We start from the raw sequence: 23950 nt of genomic DNA, 5'->3' as shown, positions 1-23950 counted from the left end.
AGAATTGAGGAAAATTGATGAATAATTATTTTGATGATAGAGATTTTACAGATTATGTACACGATAAACTTGCTGTACCAATTATATATGAACAATTACAATGGAAACCAGATATTATTAATATTGATTATGCGAATAAGCGAGATATGTCGGATGGTATTGATTATCAAGCAACTGATGATATGGGTTTTAAGATAACTATACAAGAGCGTTTTCGTGATGAATTTTATAAGAACTATAATGATTTTACAATAAGATACACCAGAAGTAATTCTAAAACACCTCAGGAAAGAAAATCAGAATTTTTTAAAATAAGCGCGACACACTTTTTGTATGGAATTACTAATGGCAAAAAATTTCTTGATAAGAGAGATACGTTAACTGATTTTGTTAAATATATTGTCATAGATGTTAGTGTTTTAAAAAAATTATTTAGAGTTGGTATTATTAAGGTACCTGAAAACTGTTCATCCAAATCACGAATTGCAATTGAAAATGGTAAAAAAATATTATATACAGCAAAACGAAAAAATAATGATGGTTCATCTGAATTTATTGGAATTGATCCTTCATTATTAAAAGAAGTATTAAGAGATAAAATTGATGATCTTGTCATTTTACAAAGAGGTTTTTACTAATAAAATTGATTATTAATACTGGAATAATTAGTTGCTTACAGTTACTCACAAAACGATATGCGGATCATTATCGTATTAAGAAGGGAATAGGAAAACTTTTGCTAGTATTGTTGATCTTGTCTAGCTGTATAAGATGTTCGCATGTGTAGCTTGTTTGATTTAAGAGAAAATATTTCTAGATTATTAAAAAGGTATTTTAAGAAATAACTGATGAAATATAACATAGGGACTCATGTTATTTAGAAAAAATTATACAATTTATCTTAGAAATAGTTAATGTAGCGGATAAGAAATAATTAATTCTATATCTTTTGACTTTTTATTTAGATAAACATTACGATAAAATAAGATGATTTAGTGGAACACAGCTTAAAATAATCATTACAACTTGATTTCTATATATTTAGAATTATAATTCTTCTATTTTCTCAAAATCGTCATTAATGTAATATAGTAAAATAAGGTTTATATTTCTTTGCACTAGATTCCCCCTCATTTGACTTCTCCCTCATTTTCCTGTATAGTAGTCGTAATCAGAAAAGTAGCAAATGGTAGTTTTCAGGGAGCTCGTGGTGACTGTGAACGGGTAGCTGGTGTTTGTGAACATTGGACTGATGATAAAAGGAATTGTAAGACATATCAATTCGGTGGGCACCCCTTATCGTGCGTCTTCTTGTTTGAGAGGATTGAGATGTGATGGCTTTTTGCTATCATCAACTGAGGTGGCACCGCGCTATTTGAACTAACGCCCTCGCACAGATTTTTTTCTGTGCGGGGTTTTTTGTATTTAAAAAATTAGGAGGAAGAAAGATGAGTAAACAAGAAGAAAAAGGCTTTTTTGGTGAGTTTGGTGGGAGTTTTGTCCCAGAACCCATTCAAGTATTGCTGGATGAGTTGGAAACTGCTTTTGAAACCTACAAGGATGATGAGGATTTTCAAAAGGAACTAGCCTACTATCTAAAAGACTATTCAGGGCGTGAGACGCCGCTTTATTATGCCCAGTCATTGAGCACCGCGCTTGGTGGGGCTAAGATTTACCTCAAACGTGAGGATTTGAATCATTTGGGATCGCATAAGCTCAATAATGTCTTGGGGCAGATTCTTTTGGCGAAACGCATGGGGAAAACCCGTGTCATTGCTGAAACTGGGGCAGGGCAACATGGGGTGGCAACGGCAGCTGCTGCAGCTAAATTTGGAATGGCCTGTGATGTTTATATGGGGGCTGAGGATACCAAGCGTCAACGACTCAACGTTTTTCGGATGGAGATGATGGGAGCGACGGTGCATGCGGTCACTGAAGGCACTCAGACCTTGAAAGAAGCGGTTGATGCGGCCTTTGGCGCGTGGATGGCAGACTTGGGAGCTTTTTATGTCTTAGGCTCAGCTGTTGGTCCGCACCCTTATCCAACCATGGTTCATGAATTTCAAAAAATCATCAGTCTTGAGTCAAGAAAGCAGATATTGGACAAGGAAGGGCGCTTACCGGATGCGGTGATTGCTTGTATCGGTGGAGGCTCAAACGCTATCGGTGCTTTTTCAGAATACATTGCTGATGAAGAGGTTGCTTTGATTGGCGCCGAAGCTGCTGGGCAAGGTGTTGAGACAGATAAACATGCGGCAACTATGACTAAGGGAACCGTTGGTGTGGTCGATGGAATGAAGACCTATGCGCTCTTCCAAGAAGATGGCAAGATTGCTCCTGTTTACTCGATTTCAGCTGGACTAGACTACCCAGGCGTTGGCCCAGAACATGCTTACCTTAATTTTTCAGGTCGTGTTGATTACGTGCCAATCACCGATGAAGAAGCCGTTCAAGCACTACTCTTGTTGTCGAAAACCGAAGGCATCATTCCTGCGATTGAGAGCTCACACGCGCTTGCAGAAGCCATCAAACGAGCACCAAAAATGGCCAAAGACCAAATCCTTATCGTTAATCTTTCCGGACGTGGCGACAAAGACGTTGCAGCCATTGCAGATTATTTAGACGGAAAGAAATGATGGAGGAGAATCAAATTTCTTTACAATATAATTGATACAAAAAATAGAAACTCCAATGAGTCTCTATTTTTATTGATTATTAAGAAATTTATTTAATTTCGTTTAAATAAATCACCGTAATATTTAATAAGTTCACTAAGATTTTTTCTTTGATTCAAGTGTTTAATATATTGTTCTAATATGGTATCTTTATATTTTTTGTCTGTCTTCAAAAAATTACTGATACTGGTTACTTTTCCTAATTCATATTCATTAGCATATAATGGACTGATATGTTGAATAAGTTCATATATGAGATCTTCTATTAATGAATCAATGTCATCTTCTTTATAATTTGAAAGAAAATAATTAAATTCAAAGTTGTCATTAATAGAATCAATATCATCATTTTTTATATCAAAATCATTATTTGACAGTCTGTAGATAAATCCCATTAGGGCAATAATAGCTAATTTTCCATTATTTAAAATATTAAGTTCATCGGTAGTGAGTTTTTTAGTTGCAGTATTATTTTTAAATCTCTGAACTATAGTTTCTACTCTTTTATTTAAATCAATTAAATCTATAATGAAATTAATTTTTTCTGGATTTTTTGAAAATCTTTGAGCGAATATTTGCTTGTAGTGAGTATTGTTTGAAAATAAAGATTTTTTATTTGACCTGGCTGTGCCTGGCTTTTGAGAAACAAATGAATAATAAATTTGAGCAAGATCTTCATTTTTTATTTTATTATCCACAAATGATTTTGGTGCATTGATACCTCTTTTGATTTCTAAAAAATAGCCTTTGTCTTTTAATAAATTTTGTAATTGAATCATTTCAGGGGCATTTGCTTTAAGATCTCTTGGTTGAATAGGTTTTTGAGAATTAGTAGCCTCAGCAATATCGTTAAAAAATGACATAGAATCATTTCTATCTAGATCAACTTTGCTTTTTATGATTTTACACATCACAAAAAAGTCTTCTTTTGAAGCATCATAGTTTTTTGCGATTAGTGTAGTTGTTTGACCACCATTAACGATAGAAAAGTTATAAATTTTTATATTATCACCATCCACAATATAATCTTTACAAGCTATTGTTAGTCCGTTATTTTTGAACCAAAAATCATCCTTAGTTTTATTAATTGAGTGAACGATGGCATCATCAACGTTTTTAGATCTTATATATCTTCTGATATTTAAATTGAACAATCCTTTACTTTCAAATCTATTATATGCTTCAGTTAGACTACTAGCACTTATATTAACAACAATTCCTTCATATTTGTCTGAGCTATAATTTAGTTCATTTCTTGTGGTATCCAAATCAAATTTAAATTCGTCAACAACATCTAATTCAGACCTTAAGTTATCAATTAGTTTCTCTAATTCAGATTCTGTTAAAAAAATCAAATCCGAATATTGATTTTGGTGCTCAACTCTGCTTAGTACCTTGGACTCTTTAAATTTAGATAGTGAACTAAATACTATATCAATATTTCCTATATTTTCTTCTGTTAATCTATCTAGTGCATTTAAGAAGTTTTCTTTTAAAACACTTGAATACTGTTTTGTATCTTTTTTTTCAAAAGACTTAATGGTATTAATCATTTTTTCTATTTCAGCAATTGCTGAGTTTGAATCGATATTTTCAGAGTATTTATTTTGTCCAATTATTACTTTAGAATTTTCTTCATCATAATAGACAAAGTCAATACCACCATCATTTGGTCCGTCTGTAATATTTTCTTTTGTAATATCATACCAAAATTTATCATAATTTAGTGTTTTATAGCAATAAATAGCACAAACAAGAAAATCAAACGCTTTCTCAGATTTAAATTCAATATTTTTAGTTTTTCCAATGGAAATAATTTTTTTAATTTCATTATTGATTACAGTTGACATTTTTTCCTCCTAAAACTTCATTTAGATCATTATATCATTTATTTTTATAAAGTGAATTATTAACCTTAATTTTGATCCAAATCAATGATTAATACTAATCAAATCATAATATTTTTGTTAATATAAAAATATCTCCCTGAGACGATAGTTTTCTATCGTCTTTTTCTTTCTTTTTCCCATCACTTTTTAAACTAAATGATTTACAAATAAATGAGAATAAGGTAGGATAGAAACTCAGAAAAAACATCATTTTCAGAAAATAATAATAATTTTACTGAAATTTTTTGATAATGATAGAAAATGAGGTTAGAATGAAAAGAGTAGTTAATTCATATCGGTCGTCGCTGATTCTTCTAGGTTCAATGATTCTAGGTGGTTTGATTGGCTTTATTTGGGGTCCTGAGGCTTCTATGCTGCAGCCCATTGCAGACACTTTTTTAAATCTACTTTATTGTAGTGTGGTGCCTTTAATCTTTTTCTCCTTGTCTTCAGCGATTGCAAAGATGCAAAACTTGTCAAAATTGGCTAAGATTATGGGAAGTTTTTTCTTACTAACCTTTGTGACAGGGATTGTTTCCAGTTTATTTATGGTTGTGGCCACCTTTTTTGTCAACCCGGCTTCGGGGGTGACGATTGCTTTAAATGAATCGGTAGATACAAGTGATAGTAATCTCAACATTCTCGAGATGTTCACGGTCAATGACTTTCCTGAACTTTTTTCAAGAAATCACTTGATGGCGCTCATTGTTTTTACGATTATTTTTGCGATTGGGCTCATCCAAGTGGGTGAAAAAGGGAAACCTGTTGTTGCTTTGATGGAGACATTGACAGAGGTGATTGTTAAGGTGATTGGCATCATTATGAAGCTAGCACCGTTAGGATTGGGGGCTTATTTTGCTATCTTGATTGGGACTAATGGTAGTGAAGTGGTTGGTTCGCTTTCAAAAGCAGTAGGCTTGTACTTGGTGGTTCTTGTTATTTATTTCATCTTTTCACAAACCTTTGCAGCCTATGTGTCGGCAGGTTTTTCAGGTGTGAAAAAATGGTGGAGTACTTTTATACCAGTTTTATTAACAGCTCTTGGCACAAGTTCTTCTGCGGCATCAATCCCTGTTAATCGAGACCATGCTAAGAAAATTGGCATTTCTGATGAGATTGCTGATCTTGTGATTCCTCTTGGTGCAACGCTTCATAAGGACGGCGCGTGTTTGATTCAGATTGTAAAAATTGCTGTCTTATCGTCACTGTTTAACATTGACTTCTTTACGCCACAAAACATTTTTATGGCAGTCTTAATTTCTGTGATGGCATCGATTGTTGTTGGTGGCATTCCTGGTGGTGGTTATGTGGCTGAGATTTTCATCATTTCTGCCTTTGGTTTTCCAGCTGAAGCTATTCCAATCATGGTCTTATTAGGTACAGTTACTGATGCACCTGCAACAGCTTTAAACGTAACAGGCGACACTGGTCTTGCTATGATGATTGCTAGGATTGTTGATGGGAAAGACTGGATGATAAAAAAAGAACTGGCAAAAACACTTTAATGGTATAACACATAAAACCCAACCAAATTTGGTTGGGTTTTTAAATCATTTTATCGTAAATTCTGTTTAAATTATTGTTAAATTGTTGTTTTATTTTAAAAAAGAAAGGGTTTACAAAATTTTAGAACTATGTTAAAATACACACGTAAGTAGGATAAGGTAGATTGTTACTAATGAGATTAGGCGAGACTACAGATAAATTGAGGTCATGGACCTTGGTTTGTTTGTGGTCTCTTTTTTACTAGATGTGGAAAGGAGGGAGAGATGTATCGTATCGTTAAATTACTCAACAATAATGTTGCTTTAGTCAAAGATGAACAAGGCTTACAAGCTGTGGTGATGGGTAATGGTATCGCCTTTCAAAAAAAGAAGGGGGATTTACTTTCTGAGCGACAGATTGAAAAAGTCTTTTCACTCAATTCCTCTGAGTCTCAGGAGAATTTTCTCACACTTTTGAAAAATATTCCTCTGGATTTTATCACTGTCACTTACTCGGTCATCAATGAATTGTCTAAGACATACAACTATCCTGTTCAGGAGTATCTTTATGTGACTTTAACGGACCATATTTATTGTTCTTACAAGGGCATTATTGAAGGACGTTATGAGGAGAGTCATCTTCCTGATATGTCAAAGGATTATCCGCTTGAATATCTCATGGCTAAGGAAGCTCTTGCAATTTTTAGAGAAAAGCTATTAAGTGATTTCCCTGATGATGAGTTAGGTAGAATCTTGTTGCACTTTCTAAATGCAAAGAGTGTGGACACTAGTCAACCAAGCTTAAAGAATAATCCAACGCAAAATATTATTGCCATTGTTCAAAAAGAATTGGCACAACATCACATCAAACGCACCAAGGAAAATAGTTCTTTTTATGACCGGTTAATGGTTCATTTAACGTATTTCGTTGAGGCGATTAATAAGCGTGAGGATGATGATATGCATTTGATGGATATGGATGCTCATATCAAAGAGGCTTATCCCAAGGCTTATGAGATTGGTAGTCGCATTTATGAGGTGATTGCCAGTGAATTTGGGGTGGATTTGTCGCAAGGAGAACGTTTTTATCTGGTTCTTCATGTTCAGCGGTTATTATCATAAAAAGAAAGGAGACTAGCTTTGAATAAAGAGGAGATAACCTTGCTAGGTTTTGAAATTGTTGCCTATGCTGGCGATGCCAGATCAAAATTGTTGGACGCTTTAAATGCGGCCAAAGATGGCGATTATCAAAAAGCAGAGAGTTTAGTTGATGCAGCTAACGATTGTATTACTAGTGCTCACCGTGCTCAAACAACGCTTTTGCAAAAAGAAGCAGAAGGAGAAGACTTGGCTTTTAGTGTGACTTTGATGCACGGGCAAGACCACTTGATGACAACCTTATTGTTAAGAGATTTAATGAAACACATGATAACACTCTATCAGAAAGGGGAAAATTGATGAATACCTTAATTGCTCAAATCGAAAAGGCGAAACCTTTTTTTGAAAAGGTCTCTCGCAACATCTACCTACAATCCATTCGCGATGGTTTTATTGCTAGTATGCCAATGATTTTATTTTCGAGTATCTTTTTATTGATTACATTTGTTCCCAATATTTTTGGCTTTAGCTGGCCAGAGAATGTGACCAGTCTTTTAATGAAACCTTATGGCTATTCTATGGGAATTATCGCATTATTGGTGGCTGGAACAACGGCTAAATCTTTGACCGATTCGATGAATCGTAGTTTGGAGAAGACCAATCAGATTAACTATATCTCAACCATGCTTGCATCCATTAGTGGTTTGTTGCTACTTGCGTCTACGTCTGTTGATGGTGCTTTTTCTGGGGATTTTTTAGGGACAAAGGGTCTTTTAACTGCCTTCTTGTCAGCCTTTATCACAGTTAACATCTATAAGGTTTGTGTGAAAAATAATGTCACCATTAAAATGCCAGAAGAAGTGCCACCAAATATCTCTCAAGTGTTTAAGGATGTGATTCCTTTAACCCTATCAATCGGTGTTCTCTACCTTTTAGATATTATCAGTCGCAGTATTTCTTCTACAAGTGTTGCTGAAAGTATTTTGAAACTTTTTGAGCCTTTATTTACAGCCGCAGACGGCTATATCGGAATTACCATCATTTTTGGGGCTTATGCCTTGTTCTGGTTTGTTGGTATTCACGGGCCATCTATTGTGGAACCTGCGATTGCTGCCATTACTTATGCCAATGTCGAAACCAACTATCAATTGATTCAAGCGGGGCAACATGCCGATAAAATTCTGACTTCTGGCACTCAAATGTTTATTGTTACCATGGGAGGGACTGGTGCAACCTTAGTTGTCCCATTCATGTTTATGTGGCTAACCAAGTCAAAACGAAATCAAGCGATTGGAAGAGCTTCTGTAGTACCAACCTTTTTTGGTGTTAATGAGCCAATCTTGTTTGGGGCGCCTTTGGTGCTTAATCCGATTTTCTTTGTGCCTTTCATTTTTGCTCCGATTGCTAATGTCTGGTTGTTTAAGTTCTTTGTTGATGTCTTAGGAATGAACAGTTTTAGTGTCAATCTACCTTGGACAACGCCTGGGCCTATTGGGATTGTCATGGGGACAGGTTTTGCTCTCTGGTCATTTGTTTTAGCCATTGCCGTCATTGTTGTGGATGTTATCATCTACTACCCATTTTTAAAAGTTTATGATGAGCAGATTTTAGCTGAAGAAAGACAAGGAGTCAGTCATCAGTCAGCACAAACAGACGTTACGATGACAGAAACTATACCAGTTGTTGATGATACAAGTCATGCAGTGACGTCAACAAAAGAAGATAAGATTACCAATCAAACCAATGTTTTAGTTCTTTGTGCAGGGGGTGGCACTAGTGGTTTACTAGCCAATGCTCTTACAAAAGCTGCACACGACTATGATGTGCCAGTAAAGGCATCAGCGGGTAGTTATGGTGCTCACAGAGAAATGTTACCAGAATATCAATTGGTTATTTTAGCTCCTCAAGTGGCTTCCAATTATGAAGATATTAAAAAAGAAACTGACAAATTAGGGATTAAGCTGGCAAAAACCGAAGGTGCACAGTACATTAAACTCACTAGAGATGGTCAGGCGGCACTTGATTTTGTCCAAGCACAGCTGGCAAGGTCTAATGGATAATTTTGGAGGTTAAAATGGTAAAAACATTGCCAAACGATTTTATTTTTGGTGGTGCTACTGCTGCTTATCAAGCAGAAGGTGCCACTCAGATAGATGGTAAGGGACGTGTGGCTTGGGATAGTTATTTGGAAGAAAATTATTGGTATCGAGCAGAGCCTGCCAGTGATTTCTACCATCGTTATCCTATTGATTTAAAGCTTAGTGAAGACTTTGGTATCAACGGTATTCGGATTTCCATTGCTTGGTCACGAATTTTTCCAACAGGTTTTGGCGAGGTTAATCCTAAGGGTGTGGCTTTTTATCATCATCTTTTTGAAGAATGCCACAAAAGACATATCGAGCCTTTTGTCACACTTCATCATTTTGATACACCAGAAAAACTCCATAAAAATGGTGACTTTTTAAACCGAGATACTATCGATCACTTTGTAGCTTACGCCAAGTTTTGTTTTGAAGAGTTTAAAGAGGTCAACTACTGGACAACTTTTAATGAGATTGGTCCAATTGGTGATGGCCAATACCTTAATGGTAAATTTCCGCCTGGGATTACCTATGATCTTGAAAAATTATTTCAATCTCATCATCATATGATGCTTGCGCATGCTAAAACGGTCTTACTATATAAAGAAGCTGGTTATCAAGGGGAAATAGGTGTCGTTCATGCACTACCAACTAAATATCCCTATAATCCTAATGATAAAGCAGATCAACGTGCTGCCGAGTTGGAAGATATTATCCATAATAAATTCATTTTAGATGCGACTTTTCTTGGTCATTATTCTAAAGAAACGATGGCGGGTGTTCGTCATATTTTAGATAATAATGGAGGTCACTTAGATATTAGTGATGACGACATCACTATTTTAACAGCAGCTAAAGACAGTAATGATTTTCTAGGCATCAACTACTACATGAGTGATTGGATGTCAGCTTTTGATGGTGAAACAGAAATTGTTCACAACTCAAAAGGCAATAAAGGCGGCTCAAAATATCAAATTAATGGTGTTGGTCAAAGAAGATTTGATGTCAATATCCCTAGAAGTGACTGGGACTGGTTGATTTACCCTAAGGGTCTTTATGATCAAATCATGCGTGTTAAAAGAGATTATCCCAACTATAAAAAAATCTATATCACTGAAAATGGACTGGGTTACAAAGATCAATTCATCAATCAAACCGTTTATGATGATGAAAGGATTGATTATGTAAAACAACACCTAGAAGCTATTTCTGATGCCATCAAAGATGGTGCCAATGTCAAAGGCTATTTCATTTGGTCTTTGATGGATGTTTTTTCTTGGTCAAATGGCTATGAAAAAAGATACGGCTTGTTCTATGTTGATTTTAATACCCAAGAACGGTTCCCCAAAAAGAGTGCTTACTGGTTTAAAGAATTGGCTAAAAGTCATCAGATTCTGGATGCGTCATCTCTTAATTGGCCAAAATAAGTCAAAAAGATACTTTTTCAAGCATCTTTTGTAATATTTATGTGATAATTTTGTATTTTTTTGAAGAAAATATAGCAGTGGCGTTCAATAAATGTTATAATGTAACCAGCATTTTGCTAAAGAGTGACTTTGAAGGTGTTGGACTATTTTTTAAAAGGGTGCCTCAAAGCGTTTAACTATTTCATTTGTCGACTAAAAAATAGCGTACAAATTACCGTAGAATCAAGGAGAATTGACATGGACCATTTCTTTATCACCTCATACTTGACTTTTTATCTGAAATCCTCACTTTTTTTGGAGGGAGATGAAATTAGAATGTCTTATCCAGATTTAATCTATCGTATGATTCCTATAGGTTCCAAAAAAACATTGGTTCTTTTAAAAGATATTGAGCGTATTGACTCTTCATCGAAAACTGATGTTGAATCTTTGATTTGGGGGCTGATATTAATGGCGGTTGGTCTAGCTCAAATCCTACTTTTCCATCAATTGTTACTAGGGATTTTACTAGTTTTGGTTGGTTTATTAACAGTGGTTAGTTCTTTTCAGATGATTTTAACTTTTGAAACTAATTCTGGTGAAAAGCATCCTTTACCAGCTGTTATTTTTGAAAAAAATAGTCTTTTAGCGTGTCAGCATGCTATTGAGCAAAAACTGGAAATGCTGGCAACGACTGAAAGCTTTGCATGAAAAAAAGTCATTGATAATCTCATCATTGTCACTTAATATGAGTGGCAAAATGGCATCATTAGTCAATAAAAAAGGAGGCTTGGTAAATTTTACCAGCCTCTTTCTTTTTAGAAATTAAAGACGTTATTGAGATTTTCAGACATGGTGGGGTGCGTAAAGATTTGGTCTTTAAGATAGGTATATGGAATATCATGGTCCATTGCCATTTTCAGTTGATTAATGATTTCGTGTGCTGCTTCACTAAAAATAGTAGCCCCCAAAATAGCATCCGTTTCTTTGTTGACAATCACTTTTATTAATCCTCTAGAGTTATTGGTGATATAAGCTCTTAGAGTATTTTCAACCTTGAGGCTATTGGCTTTATATGGCAATCCTTGTTCTTTTGCCATTTTTTCAGTTAAGCCGATACTTGCTAAGGTTGGATTGATAAAGGTTGCCGTTGGGATGTTTTGACGTTTAGAGAGGCTGAACTGATTTTCTCCCATCAGATGACTGTAAACAATGCGGTAATCATCATATGAGATATAGGTAAATTGCATCTCACCTCTCACATCACCAAGAGCGTAGATGTTTTCAACAGTTGTTTGACAGTAGTCATCAACTTTAATGCCGCCTCTTTCAGTCAGTTCGATGTCAGTGTTTTCAAGTCCAAGACCATCCGTATTTGGGACACGTCCGGCTGCATACATGACCACATCAAATAGATGGTCGTTACCATCTGCAGTTAAAAGAACTTGTTCTCCTTGGTTTTTGACAGCTTCAACACTAGCGTTAAACTTAAAGGTGACGCCATCTTCTTCCATGTAAGATTGAGCTAATTCTGAAAACTCGTCATCCATTCGGCTTAAAATGCGAGAACCATGTTCAAAAATGGTCACCTTGGTTCCCATTTGGGTAAAGAGGTGAGTCATTTCAAGACCGATATTTCCTCCACCAATAATTCCTAAGGTTTTAGGTTGTTTTTTAAGTGCTTGTAGTCCTGTGCTATCAACGACATTTTTAGTCTCTAAAAGTCCCTTTATTGGTAAAACTCTCGACTTAGCTCCGGTATTGATAACAATGATATCAGCAGTCACTTGAATAGTCTCGTTTTCTGAAGTGAGTTCAACCACTTTGTTTGAAACAAAGCTTGCTTTAGCAAGATATAAATCCATGCCAGAGTTTTTGACATTGTTGGCACTACCTTCACGTAACATAGAAGTGACCTTGTTTCTTCTTGCCATAACCTCTTCAAAATTAAGGTGTTGATGTGCATCAGAAATCATAGTTTTGGTTGGTACACAGCCAACATTGATACAGGTTCCTCCATACATCATTGGGTCTTGTTCAACGATGGCAGCAGTTTTACCTTTGGCGACCATTTGACTAGCTAGGGGTCTACCTGCTTGGCCAAAGCCGATAATGAGAAAATCATAATGTTTCATTGGTTTGATTCCTTTCTTGTTCTTTTTTCATCATATCACCATCAAATAGAAATCACAACTATCTGCTATCTGTCTTGAAAGATTTCTTATTATTTTCTGATAAAAAATGGATAATGATTAATTTTTTTTGATTTTATTCTAAAAATGTTCTTTTATTTTAAGCTATTTTTTTGTAGAATATAAAGGTATATGCCTTTAGTTTCAAAGGATGAAACTTTAATGAAAAAATGATATGTTAGATTGGAAAATACTATAATGACAAAAACAACTGCCTCTTATCAGAAAGTTTTTAATTATGCTATTAGAAAATTAAGTGTTGGTATTGGTTCGGTGATTATTGGTGCCTCTTTTTTGGGAGCAACACCGGTTTTGGCAGATCAGCATCATGCCAAAGTCACCTATGATTATGTACTAGAATCAGAATTAACGCCTGATGAGCTTTCTTTCATTCAAAAAGGGAGTCCAAGGGACGAGATTGCTGAAGAAACGACTATTTACTTGGTTTATTCCCCCAATAAAGAAACGACTTTGCCAAAGACTAATGATAAGTCTTTGTTTGCCTATAGCTTTTTAGGTGGCTTGTCGCTACTTGTTGTAGGGGTGACGATAAAGAAAAATAAAAAAATAGGTAAAGGAGCATTGCCATATCTACTGATGGTTACGGGTGCCTTTCTTGTGCCTGCTTCTATGACAGTGTCATCTATAGAAGTGAGTGCGCTTAGACAGTACCATCAAGAAATACAAGCTGGTCAAGTCTTTGAGACAGCTGATATTGTGCTTGATATTCCTAATCATCATTACATTGGCTTTATTGAAGTAAAAAATGATGTTTCTAAGCCTGAGTTAAATCAAGAGACAAGCAATGATTCTTTGAAAGAAGAGAAAACATCGGAGATGTCACATCCAGAAACAGCTCCAGTCGTTGAAGATAAGGCTATTTCTTTTGCTGTCCCAACAGATTATCCAACGGTCAGCTTGGAAGAAGCTGAGATTTTAGAGGCACATCCAGAAACAGCTCCAGTTGTTGAAGATAATGCTATTTCTTTTGAAGTACCAACAGATTATCCAACGGTTAGCTTGGAAGAAGCCCAGATTGTAGAGGAACACCCATCAACAGCTCCAGTCGTTGAAGACAATGCTATCTATTTTGAAGTACCAACAGATTATCCAACGGTTAGCTTGGAAGAAGCTCAGATTGTAGAGGCACATCCAGAAACAGCTCCAGTCGTTGAAGACAATGCTATCTATTTTGAAGTACCAACAGATTATCCAACGGTTAGCTTGGAAGAAGCTCAGATTGTAGAGGCACATCCAGAAACAGCTCCAGTCGTTGAGGATAATGCTATTTTCTTTGAAGTCCCGACAGATTATCCAGAAGTAGTTTTAGAAGAAGCACGAACCGTAGCTGAGACTAGTCGTGAAACGTTGGCTTTTGAGACACGCTATACAGCAGATGACAGTTTGGAATATGGTCAAGTGCAAACACTAAGACAAGGTATTCCAGGCTCTGTTGTAACGACTGTAACCTATCTTGAAGAAAATGGAACTAAAGGTGTCGAATTAAGCCGTGAAAGTCAAACAACAGCACCTATTAATGAGCTTGTCAAACTTGGTACCAAACCATTTGAAGAGACAGAAGTTATTGTTGATAATGGCGTGGGTTATCAAGTGACTTATCAAACCACTTATCAGGTTAATGAAAAAACAGGAGAGGTCACCTCACAAAGACAAGAAATCGCTAGACAAGCACTAGAAAAACCTAAAAAGGAAAAACCAGTGGTCGTTGTGGATCAAGTGGTGACTAATCATGACGAACAAACACTTAGCATCACTTATGAAAAACAAGACCCTGATGCTGCCTTTAAAAAGCTAAAAGTGAGTGTTAAAGAAGGTAATCAAGTTGTTCAAACACTTGAGTCTCAATTAGAAAACAAAACTCTTCAACTAGATGGCTTCAAACCTTATACGATTTATCAGATAGAAACAACTCTTGTTTATGACACAGGTACAGGTGATGTTGAAGAAATATTAGAACCACAACTAGAAGTTGAATTCATTCCCAAGAAAATAGAATTTCGCTCTATCACAAAGGCAGAGTTGTTCCAATTAGATGCTAATCATCGCCTAAAACGTGTCACAGGACTAGAAGAAGCACCAACAGATGCCAGCTCTTATCTGGTGAAATTAACGACTAATCATGACAGTGCCTTGTTACCAGTTGCTCAATTTAGAGAAGTTGATGGCCATATTGAAGGACAAATCATTCATCCTCGTTTGGTGTCCTTTGCGTCAGACAATATCAGTGTCACAAATGGTTATCGTATTAAGGTAGACAAAATAACAACAGGTAATGGCATCTACACGGACTTTAATCAATTGATAAATGCTATGGCACAGAATCCTTCTGGTCAATTCCAATTGGGAAGTGATCTTTATGCGACACCAACTGATAGAGCTACTTATATCACTTCTAATTTCTCTGGCAGTCTTTCAAGTGTTGCTGGTAAACACTACACGATTTACCATTTAAATAAACCATTATTTAATCGCTTGGAAGGTGCTAGAGTTGAAAACCTTTCATTAAAAGAGGTTAATATCACTTCACAGGCAGACACAGCTAGTTTAGCCTTGTGGGCAAACAATGCTAATATTAACCATGTTTTTGTTGATGGGCAATTGACTTATGACCCAAACAACTCTAACACCCATCAGATAGGTGGCTTGGTCGCAACGCTTGCTGGCTCTACGGTTGATTCTTCCTATGTTAATTTGTCAATTACAGCAAGAGACCGTGCTAATAACAATGTTGCTGGTCTTGCAGCAAGGGCAAATTCATATTTTGCAACGTCTCGTCTGACTAATAACGTTGTTGCTGGTGAAATTAAAACGGGTAATCAGTCTAAAAAAGCAGCCCTGCTTGCTTTCAATTTTGGTGCAACTCAAATTGATAATAATACGAGCAATATGTCTTTAGACATGTTAGGAAGCGGTATTACCGGTTCAAATAACAAACGCGTGGGTGATGGTCAAAATGGTACCATTACTGAAGAACAGTTTAATGAAAAACTAAAAGCACTAGGTGTACTAACTGAGAAACAAGCACAACCATCATCTGATTATAAGGATGGTGATCTAAAACACTATCAAGCAGATAGAGAAATGGCGTACTATAACACGAAAAAATTGTTACCATTGTATGATCGTCATACGATTATCAAGTATGGTAATTTAATTGATCCAACGAGTGATTTATATCGTAAGCGGATTGTTTCTGTGACACCGATGGCTGTTAATCAATTTGTGACTAATCTTGAGATGTTAGACAATGTTAATCAGTTGTTCGTGCTTTATGAGGATGATAGTAAGGCAATTCTTTCCTTGACCGATCTTGGTGAGTATTCTAATACCAAAGTCAGAGAGTTTCGTTTATTAGATAAACTCCTTTACACGCCTGATTATTTTGTGTCAACAAAATCCCAGCTGCGTGATCAAGTGATGACTATTTTGTCTTCTGTTAATCTAGCGGACCCTGCTATTAAAACAGTATTAGCAGCAACAGAAAAGCAAGATATTAGGGCCTTGTATTTGGATGATTCTTTCGCACAAGTTAAGAATCAGTTAACAACCGTAGTAGAAAAACTTCTCTCAAGTTCTCTCATGGAAACAGATAATCTAGCGACTCAGCAGTATTTGTTAAGACATATTGACGATAATAAGGAAAAATTACTTTTAGGTTTATCTTACTTGAATCGCCTTTATGGTATTCAATTTGGCGATTACCATATCAAAGAATTGATGATGTATCGACCATCTTTTTATGGGAAAGCCGTTGATACACTTGATTGGCTAATCAATATCGGTTCACAAGGTTACAATAATCTTTTGTTATATAAAAATGAAGCCTTTTATGAAAACACCTTGCAAGTGATTGATAAACCATCTCTTTTGTCATTCTTAGACCATAATAGAATGATTTTTGCTCCTGAAATGACAGCAAATGACTGGTTTAAATCGGCGACAAAAGCTTATATTCATGAAGAAGCTTCGCGAGTTTTACCTGAGAAAAGTGTGGCTATTTATGACCGACTTCAAACAAAAGAATCCTATAGAAGCTATATTCTTCCTCTGTTAGCATTGAAAGAAGACAATGTCTATGTGGTAGCGACCCTATCCTCGTTAATTTTGGGCGGTTATGGTCGTGACATTGATATGAACATTAAAGAAACTGATAAAGCACGTTATCAAGAAGAGCTAAAACGTGTGCATCAGTTGATTAATGATAAGGCAAGAAGATGGCAAGACTTTGTCGACTTATTTATGAGGGTGGTCTCACCAACCAGTCAAAAGGTTTATGCGGATAAATTGACAGAATTATTTGCTGGGTACTATATCAAAGATCCAGTTAATGGCAAAATAGCACCTCTGTTCAATGAGAAACGACGCTGGGCAGAACCTTATGGTGACATTGACACATCCATTGATGATTTCTTTGGTCCAATCGGTAGGTATTACCCACAATCGCCTAACAAGGATTCTGGCTATGCCAATAAATCCTTAAATCGCATTTACTTTGATGGTGTTGATATCTTAGGACATGAAGGTGGGGCAACTTATAGTCATGAGATGACACATGCTTATGATGAAGATGGTGTGTTAAATGGTTATGGTTACCGTGATGGACAAGAAGCAGAGTCCTATGCTCTTGGCTTATTTGAATCGGTAACCAGTCCAAATAGTTATTACTATGGCTTTAACTTCATGTATGATTTGGAACATGGTGCCCACAATGATCGGATCTCTCGTTTCCAAACGAAAAAGGATTTTAAAGACTACCTTAGTGGCGTTTTTGATGTGACGTACCTCTTAGATGGTATTGAGGCAGATATTATTCTTAAAAAAGATAAGTCTGATCAAAAATTCTTCTTTAATAAGATAGAATTAGTAAAAGATACAGATACTAAAGCTGGTGTAACTCATGGTAAAGATGTGATTAGAGAAATTACCACACAAGAGTGGGAGCAAATGACCTTAACATCAATTTCTGATTTGGTTCGTCAAAAACTCGTCAGTCAGAGTGGTACTTTGTTGAAAAAAGACTATCTTCGTGATAATCATAATAACTATTATTTCATACCACTTTACTATCCTATTTATGCAGCTTATGAAAATGATTCTGGAACTAGTGGTGGCTTGATGTTTAGAAGAACTGCTTTTGAACTATTAGCAGCTTTTGGTTGGGATGAAGGCTTCATTCCTTATGCAAGCAATCAACTAAAACAAGAAGCCGAAGAACAGCAACAGCCATTATCAGATAGCTTTATCTTTAAGAAAATCTTTAATGGTCAATATGAAAACTATGAAGATTTTAGAATTAAGATGTTTAAGCAACGAATGGATAAGAAAGGCTATATTAAGCCGATTACAATCATGGTTGACAATCAATCTTACATCATCAACTCTTATGACACATTGGAAGCATTAATGACAAAAGCGATTGATGAAGATTTAGCTAAACTAAAAGTAGGACAATATGGTTTTGCTAGAGAAAAATTAAAAGCTGCCATCATGAAAGCTTACAATGACTTAACAGATGATTTTAGAACTTCTATCTTTAATAATTATGAAGATTTAGTGGTCTATCCTATTTAATAGAGTAAAACTGTGAAAGGTTGATTTGTCCATATATTATTGTTCCTCGATTACTGTGAAGGTATATAAAATATATTAAGGGAGGCTAGAAAGTTTGATTCTAGCCTCTTTTTGATAGGTTCAAGCATTATTAACCCCATTTTTAGAAAAAGGGTATACAATAGAGGCACAGAGAAAAAAACAAGACACTTTTTAAAAGATTTCTAGTGATAGTCACTGTCAATTCTTTTAAAAAAGCATTTGATTTTTATTCTGTGCAAATTGTTATCTTTTTTGGTATATTATATGGCGTGGAAGAGATAACTCTTTTTGTAAAATAGTTAACTGTTTTACTGGTTATAAAGGAGGGTGGTATGAAAGAATATGATCTGATAGTCATTGGTTTTGGTAAGGGTGGAAAGACACTGGCCGCTAAAATGGCTGCACAGGGAAAATCTGTTGCCATGATTGAACAAGATGCCAAGATGTACGGCGGAACCTGTATTAACATTGGCTGTATTCCTACTAAAACAATGCTTCATAGTGTAGAGACGGGTCACGACTTTAAAGATGTGATGTCAGAAAAAGAGGCTGTTACCAGTCGTCTTCGTCAAAAAAATTATGATATGCTTGCCAATGCTCCTACTGCAGATGTCTATACAGCTAAGGCACGTTTTATTTCAGATAAAGTGATTGAAATTAACAGTAATGGTGAAACTAGGCAGTTAACAGGGAAAGTTATTGTCATTAACACTGGATCGGTGTCAAATGTCTTGCCGATACCTGGTTTATTAGAGAGCAAAAATGTTTTTGATTCAACACAGATGCAAACGCTGACTGTTCAACCCAAAACACTGGGTATTATTGGTGGTGGTAATATTGGTCTAGAATTTGCTAATTTATATAGTCAATTGGGAACAAAGGTCACTATTTTTGACCCACAAAATCGTATATTTAGCCGTGAGGAAGAAATTATTTCTCAGATGGCACAAGAATATATGGAAGAAGCTGGTATTTCATTTGAATTATCTTCAACAATCACAAAAGTAAAAAATAATGATAACGATAAGACAGTGATTGTGACAGATAAGGGAGAATTTGAGTTCGATGTTGTCATGTATGCGACTGGTAGAAAACCAAATACAGCGGACTTAGGACTTGAAAATACAGATATCAAAGTTTCTGAACGTGGGGCCATTGTTGTTGATGACTATAGACAAACAACTGTTACTGATGTTTTTGCTGTCGGAGATGTTAATGGTGGTCCTCAATTTACTTATATTTCCCTAGATGACTTTAGAATTGTTTTTGACTATCTTAATGGGGATAAGAGCTATTCTATTGCCAATCGTCCAAATATTCCTAATACAACCTTTATTAATCCGCCACTAGCGCGTGTTGGTTTGGATGAAAAAACGGCTAAAGAAAAAGGTCTACCCTATAAGGTAAATAGTCTCTTAGTGGCTCAAATGCCAAGAGCTCATGTCAACAGTGATTTACGAGGTCTCTTTAAAGTTGTTGTTCATAAAGAAACAAAGGAAATTTTAGGAGCAACAATCTTTGGTGCTGAGGCACATGAAATTATCAATTTGGTTACCATGGCAATGGATAATCATATCCCTTACACCTACTTCAAAAAACAAATTTTCACTCATCCAACAATGGCTGAAAATTTAAATGACCTTTTTAATTTTTAAGTAGATATGTTAAAATAGGAAATAAAAACAGAGCACATTCTTTAAAAGAGTGATGACTCAAATAGGAGAAAAAATGACACAATATAAAAACTATGTTAATGGTGAGTGGAAATCATCAGACAAAGAAATTAAGATTTACGAACCAGCGACTGGTAAAGAACTAGGAACAGTTCCTGCCATGAGCCAAGAAGAAGTTGACTATGCTATGGCTTCTGCAAAAGAAGCTTTTCCAAAATGGCGAGCTCTTTCATACGTTGAACGTGCTGCTTATCTTCATAAAGCAGCTGATATCTTGATGAGAGATAAAGAAGAAATTGGTGAAATCTTATCAAAAGAAATTGCTAAAGGAATTAAATCATCTATTGGTGAGGTTGTTCGTACGGCAGAAATTATTGATTTTGCTGCTGAAGAGGGCCTTCGTTTAACAGGTGAGGTTTTAGAAGGTGGTAGTTTTGAAGCTGCCAGCAAGAAAAAACTAGCTGTTGTTAGACGTGAACCACAAGGATTGGTATTGGCGATTTCACCATTTAACTACCCAATTAATTTAGCAGCTTCTAAGATTGCTCCTGCTTTGATTGCAGGAAACGTTGTTGCCTTCAAACCACCAACACAAGGGTCAATTTCTGGTTTGCTTTTAGCAAAAGTCTTTGCTGAAGCTGGTTTACCTGCGGGTGTGTTTAATTCAATTACAGGTCGAGGATCTGAAATTGGTGATTACATCGTTGAACATAAAGCGGTTGACTTTATCAGTTTCACAGGATCAACACCTGTTGGTAAAAATATTGCTAAATTAGCTGGATTAAGACCAGTTCTTTTGGAAATGGGTGGTAAAGACTCAGCGATTGTTTTAGAAGATGCTGATTTAGAACTTGCTGCAACACAAATTGTTACTGGTGGTTATAGCTATTCTGGTCAACGTTGTACAGCAGTTAAGCGTGTCTTTGTTATGGACAGTATTGCTGATGAATTAGCAGCTATCGTTCGTGATAAAGTCAATGCTTTAAAAGTTGGACAACCAGAAGAAGATGCTGACATTACAGCACTTATTGATACTAAAGCAGCAGACTATGTTGAAGGTCTTATCAATGATGCTACTGAAAAAGGTGCGAAACCACTTAATGAGATTAAACGTGAAGATAATCTTATCTCACCAGTTGTTTTTGACAATGTCACAACTGATATGAGACTTGCTTGGGAAGAACCTTTTGGACCAGTAATGCCATTTATCCGCGTAAAATCGGTAGAAGAAGCTATTAAACTATCAAATGCTTCTGAGTACGGCTTGCAAGCATCAATCTTTACTAAGAACTACCCAAGAGCTTTTGCTATTGCTGAGCAATTAGAGGTAGGAACAGTTCATATCAATAACAAAACACAACGTGGAACAGATAATTTCCCATTCATGGGAGTGAAAAACTCTGGTTCTGGAACACAAGGTGTGCGTTATTCTATTGAAGCGATGTCACGCTTGAAATCTGTTGTTTTTGATACAGAATAACATGCTAACATCTAAAAGAGAGGGAAACCTCTCTTTTTTTTGATGAGAAAGAGCGATAAGCATATTACTCACTCCCTAAGATTATAAGTGCTATAATGATAGCCAGGAGGGTAAACCAATGAAAGTAAAAAATTTTATTGAACTAAAACAAGCTATTCTAGCTAATGAAAAAGAGATAGAATTGATGAATTCAATGAGTGTCCCTAATACTATTAAATTAAACCCAGGTCAACGTTTGACAGCTGGGTCAGATAATATTTTACTAAGTTTTATTAATGGTGATGGGGTTGCTTTGACACAAAACAATGCCATTTCAGGCATTGCCATTCAAACCTCACCAGCTAAAAGAGCCATTTATATTGACTCAACGCGCATGGATTTGGGACAAATGGCACTCAAAAACCTTGTAGTAACTGGAATGGTTCAGTTAATGACGCGTGGTATAAACAAAACCTTATCGGTTGTGATTGATGAATTGGATATTGTTTCAGCTGATTCGAGATTTTATCCAGAAAGACCGATGAAATATGGTGTTAATGTCTATCAAGGTGCTTTAACGATTTACAACTTTAATCCTGAAGAAGGTAGTGAGATTAAGGTTGTTGCAAACAACGTTTCTGTTGGTAGACAAAATGCACCAGTTCTTGGTAGTGGCATCTTCATCTCAGGCTTTAATGATGATTCAGGACCTGTTCATGTTGAACAATTAACCACTAACGATGTTTATTCAAATGGTATGATTCCGTCTGGTCAACCCAATCTCATTACCGGTGGTATTTTCATCGTTTATGGTGCCCACGCTAAAGAAATCGTATCAAACGGTGTTGTTGTGACTTATGGTACCAACGACATGGTTCTGGATGTTTGGGGAAGCGTTGATCGTTGGATTGTTAAAGAAGAAGTGATTAGCTACGGAGAAAGTGGTATCGGTTTTGTTAACTTTGGTGATGTCAAAGATTTCAGAGCAGAAAAAACGATTACAACCAATGGCTTAGGAGCAAGAGGCTTTAACCAATATGACGGTACTATCGAAAAAGCTTATTTTGAAAAAATTGTGACTAAAGGTAACGGATCCATCGGGATGCAATTCAGTAAGCCTGTTGGGGACATCACTATTGGTAGTGATATCTCAACATCTGGATCAGTTGGTCAAACCTTAGTCAAAGGTCAAATCATGACACTTGCAGCAGATGCTATCAGCGTTTTAGCCGGCGGTAGCATTAAAACCCTTGATGTTAAAGGAAATATTGAAACACACGGCGCAAATGTTGTTTCTTATCATGTTAATGGTGGCACAGTTGACAAAATGACAGTCGCAGGGAAAGTGATTGCTAAGGGTGAAGGGGCAAAAGAAGTCGTCGTTGAAAATGATGGAAAGACTGATTTGACAGCTATTGAAGCTTACCTTTAAAAAATAATATGACATGATAAAGAGAGAATCAAAAAGATTCTCTTTTTGTCATATAGTGCTCATTATCCTGGCTAAACTATAAACCGCATATCCCATATCAAATTCTAGCATTCTTTATTACTTTTTGATATGATTAACTAGTTAACAATCTCAGAAAGGAAAGAAAATGGCTAATAAATTTGATGAAAAAGTAAAGCACTATGATTCTCCACAGCAGCTTGCTTTGGCTGATCATTTTATCAAGGTGATACGTTCTTTGTTAGAAGAGTACCAGTTTGATACGATGGTAGATTATGGTGGTGGAACAGGAAACCTTGCGCTTGGTTTAGCTGACAAGGCTAAAAAGATTATTATCACAGATATCAGTCAAGCCATGTTAGATCAGGCAAAACAAAAAATCGAAGCAGCAGGTCACACCCATATCACCACAGAATTGGTGGATGAAACAAACAAATCCATCAAGGAATCCTATGATTTACTTCTTATTTCATTGGTCTTGCATCATGTGCCAGACTTTAAAGATTTGTTGGAAGAATTATTCGTCTCATTAAATGACAATGGTCAATTCATCATGATTGACTTTTACCAAGACCTTGATGCCAACTATAGTGGCTTTGATTTAGAGAATTTATCGAAAGAATTGGGGTCTCTTGGTTTGAAAACAGTGACTAAAGAACTCATTATTGAAGGGGATGCTCTTTTTATGCGTCCAGAAGGAAAAGCTTTTATTTTACAAGCGATTAAGACTGAAAAAGTTTAACAAAGTTTTATTTAATCAATAAGAAAAACCGGCTCTATAATATCTGTAGTGGGTAACTCCACCACAGAAGTTATAGGGCTTTTTCAATGCAGACAAAAAGTCCCATATGACTTATAATGAAAAGCGACAAAACCACTCATTAGAAAGAATCATATGGAACATCTTAAGAATACCACAAATTTATTAGG

15 protein-coding genes are annotated in these 23950 nt (G+C 35.9%); 13 read left to right on the top strand and 2 right to left on the bottom strand.

From position 1 onward, the window contains the following. Positions 1-17 precede the first annotated feature (17 nt). On the top strand, positions 18-638 hold the full coding sequence (locus N7659_RS05785; RefSeq protein ID WP_263276258.1) for a hypothetical protein: 621 nt from the start codon (positions 18-20) through the stop codon (positions 636-638). An 810-nt stretch (positions 639-1448) separates the two neighbouring features. Continuing rightward, complete coding sequence (trpB, locus tag N7659_RS05780) at positions 1449-2636, top strand: tryptophan synthase subunit beta (protein WP_263276257.1); 1188 nt, start codon at positions 1449-1451, stop codon at positions 2634-2636. Positions 2637-2728: 92 nt separating this feature from the next. Here trpB and N7659_RS05775 read toward each other — a convergent pair whose 3' ends face one another. Beyond that, positions 2729-4525: an AIPR family protein gene (locus tag N7659_RS05775; RefSeq protein WP_263276256.1), complete on the bottom strand. Its 1797-nt coding sequence runs from the start codon at positions 4523-4525 to the stop codon at positions 2729-2731. Between the two features lie 311 nt (positions 4526-4836). Between N7659_RS05775 and N7659_RS05770 the strand changes: the two genes are divergently transcribed. The 6 genes from N7659_RS05770 (at position 4837) to N7659_RS05745 (ending at position 11344) form a co-directional block, all read left to right on the top strand. Continuing rightward, positions 4837-6069 carry a dicarboxylate/amino acid:cation symporter gene (locus N7659_RS05770; protein ID WP_263276255.1) on the top strand — a complete coding sequence of 411 codons (1233 nt, stop codon included), beginning with the start codon at positions 4837-4839 and terminating at the stop codon, positions 6067-6069. A 264-nt stretch (positions 6070-6333) separates the two neighbouring features. After that, a complete protein-coding gene (locus N7659_RS05765) occupies positions 6334-7170 on the top strand; it encodes a PRD domain-containing protein (protein WP_263276254.1) in 837 nt (278 codons plus the stop codon). An 18-nt stretch (positions 7171-7188) separates the two neighbouring features. Further along, complete coding sequence (locus tag N7659_RS05760) at positions 7189-7506, top strand: PTS lactose/cellobiose transporter subunit IIA (RefSeq protein WP_263276253.1); 318 nt, start codon at positions 7189-7191, stop codon at positions 7504-7506. Beyond that, positions 7506-9206, top strand: coding sequence for a lactose-specific PTS transporter subunit EIIC (locus tag N7659_RS05755; protein ID WP_263276252.1), 1701 nt, complete (start codon positions 7506-7508; stop codon positions 9204-9206). The genes N7659_RS05760 and N7659_RS05755 overlap by 1 nt, the downstream gene beginning before the upstream one ends. Positions 9207-9220: 14 nt before the next feature. Next, on the top strand, positions 9221-10654 hold the full coding sequence (gene lacG, locus N7659_RS05750) for a 6-phospho-beta-galactosidase (RefSeq protein WP_263276251.1): 1434 nt from the start codon (positions 9221-9223) through the stop codon (positions 10652-10654). 315 nt (positions 10655-10969) lie between these two features. Beyond that, positions 10970-11344, top strand: a complete 375-nt coding sequence (locus N7659_RS05745) for a hypothetical protein (RefSeq protein WP_263276250.1) — start codon at positions 10970-10972, stop codon at positions 11342-11344. 107 nt (positions 11345-11451) lie between these two features. Here N7659_RS05745 and N7659_RS05740 read toward each other — a convergent pair whose 3' ends face one another. Further along, a complete protein-coding gene (locus N7659_RS05740) occupies positions 11452-12768 on the bottom strand; it encodes an FAD-containing oxidoreductase (protein WP_263276249.1) in 1317 nt (438 codons plus the stop codon). A gap of 255 nt (positions 12769-13023) precedes the next feature. Between N7659_RS05740 and N7659_RS05735 the strand changes: the two genes are divergently transcribed. The 5 genes from N7659_RS05735 (at position 13024) to N7659_RS05715 (ending at position 23762) form a co-directional block, all read left to right on the top strand. Continuing rightward, positions 13024-18417: a ZmpA/ZmpB/ZmpC family metallo-endopeptidase gene (locus N7659_RS05735; protein ID WP_263276248.1), complete on the top strand. Its 5394-nt coding sequence runs from the start codon at positions 13024-13026 to the stop codon at positions 18415-18417. 353 nt (positions 18418-18770) lie between these two features. Next, positions 18771-20093: an FAD-containing oxidoreductase gene (locus tag N7659_RS05730; RefSeq protein ID WP_263276247.1), complete on the top strand. Its 1323-nt coding sequence runs from the start codon at positions 18771-18773 to the stop codon at positions 20091-20093. Positions 20094-20166: 73 nt separating this feature from the next. Continuing rightward, entirely contained in the window at positions 20167-21591 is a 1425-nt protein-coding gene (locus N7659_RS05725; protein ID WP_263276246.1) for an NADP-dependent glyceraldehyde-3-phosphate dehydrogenase, read from the top strand. A 118-nt stretch (positions 21592-21709) separates the two neighbouring features. Beyond that, complete coding sequence (locus tag N7659_RS05720) at positions 21710-23002, top strand: hypothetical protein (protein ID WP_263276245.1); 1293 nt, start codon at positions 21710-21712, stop codon at positions 23000-23002. 166 nt (positions 23003-23168) lie between these two features. Beyond that, on the top strand, positions 23169-23762 hold the full coding sequence (locus N7659_RS05715) for a class I SAM-dependent methyltransferase (protein ID WP_263276244.1): 594 nt from the start codon (positions 23169-23171) through the stop codon (positions 23760-23762). Positions 23763-23950 lie beyond the last annotated feature (188 nt).

Source organism: Streptococcus sp. CSL10205-OR2 (assembly GCF_025660655.1).
Classification (GTDB): domain Bacteria; phylum Bacillota; class Bacilli; order Lactobacillales; family Streptococcaceae; genus Streptococcus.
This window is presented reverse-complemented; position numbering and strand designations above follow the sequence as displayed.

Coding starts and splice junctions, on each gene's coding strand:
- lacG (WP_263276251.1), top strand. CDS start 9,221: ATGGTAAAAACATTGCCAAACGATTTTATTTTTGGTGGTGCTACTGCT.
- N7659_RS05745 (WP_263276250.1), top strand. CDS start 10,970: ATGTCTTATCCAGATTTAATCTATCGTATGATTCCTATAGGTTCCAAA.
- N7659_RS05770 (WP_263276255.1), top strand. CDS start 4,837: ATGAAAAGAGTAGTTAATTCATATCGGTCGTCGCTGATTCTTCTAGGT.
- N7659_RS05720 (WP_263276245.1), top strand. CDS start 21,710: ATGAAAGTAAAAAATTTTATTGAACTAAAACAAGCTATTCTAGCTAAT.
- trpB (WP_263276257.1), top strand. CDS start 1,449: ATGAGTAAACAAGAAGAAAAAGGCTTTTTTGGTGAGTTTGGTGGGAGT.
- N7659_RS05725 (WP_263276246.1), top strand. CDS start 20,167: ATGACACAATATAAAAACTATGTTAATGGTGAGTGGAAATCATCAGAC.
- N7659_RS05715 (WP_263276244.1), top strand. CDS start 23,169: ATGGCTAATAAATTTGATGAAAAAGTAAAGCACTATGATTCTCCACAG.
- N7659_RS05775 (WP_263276256.1), bottom strand. CDS start 4,525: ATGTCAACTGTAATCAATAATGAAATTAAAAAAATTATTTCCATTGGA.
- N7659_RS05765 (WP_263276254.1), top strand. CDS start 6,334: ATGTATCGTATCGTTAAATTACTCAACAATAATGTTGCTTTAGTCAAA.
- N7659_RS05730 (WP_263276247.1), top strand. CDS start 18,771: ATGAAAGAATATGATCTGATAGTCATTGGTTTTGGTAAGGGTGGAAAG.
- N7659_RS05740 (WP_263276249.1), bottom strand. CDS start 12,768: ATGAAACATTATGATTTTCTCATTATCGGCTTTGGCCAAGCAGGTAGA.
- N7659_RS05755 (WP_263276252.1), top strand. CDS start 7,506: ATGAATACCTTAATTGCTCAAATCGAAAAGGCGAAACCTTTTTTTGAA.
- N7659_RS05785 (WP_263276258.1), top strand. CDS start 18: ATGAATAATTATTTTGATGATAGAGATTTTACAGATTATGTACACGAT.
- N7659_RS05735 (WP_263276248.1), top strand. CDS start 13,024: ATGACAAAAACAACTGCCTCTTATCAGAAAGTTTTTAATTATGCTATT.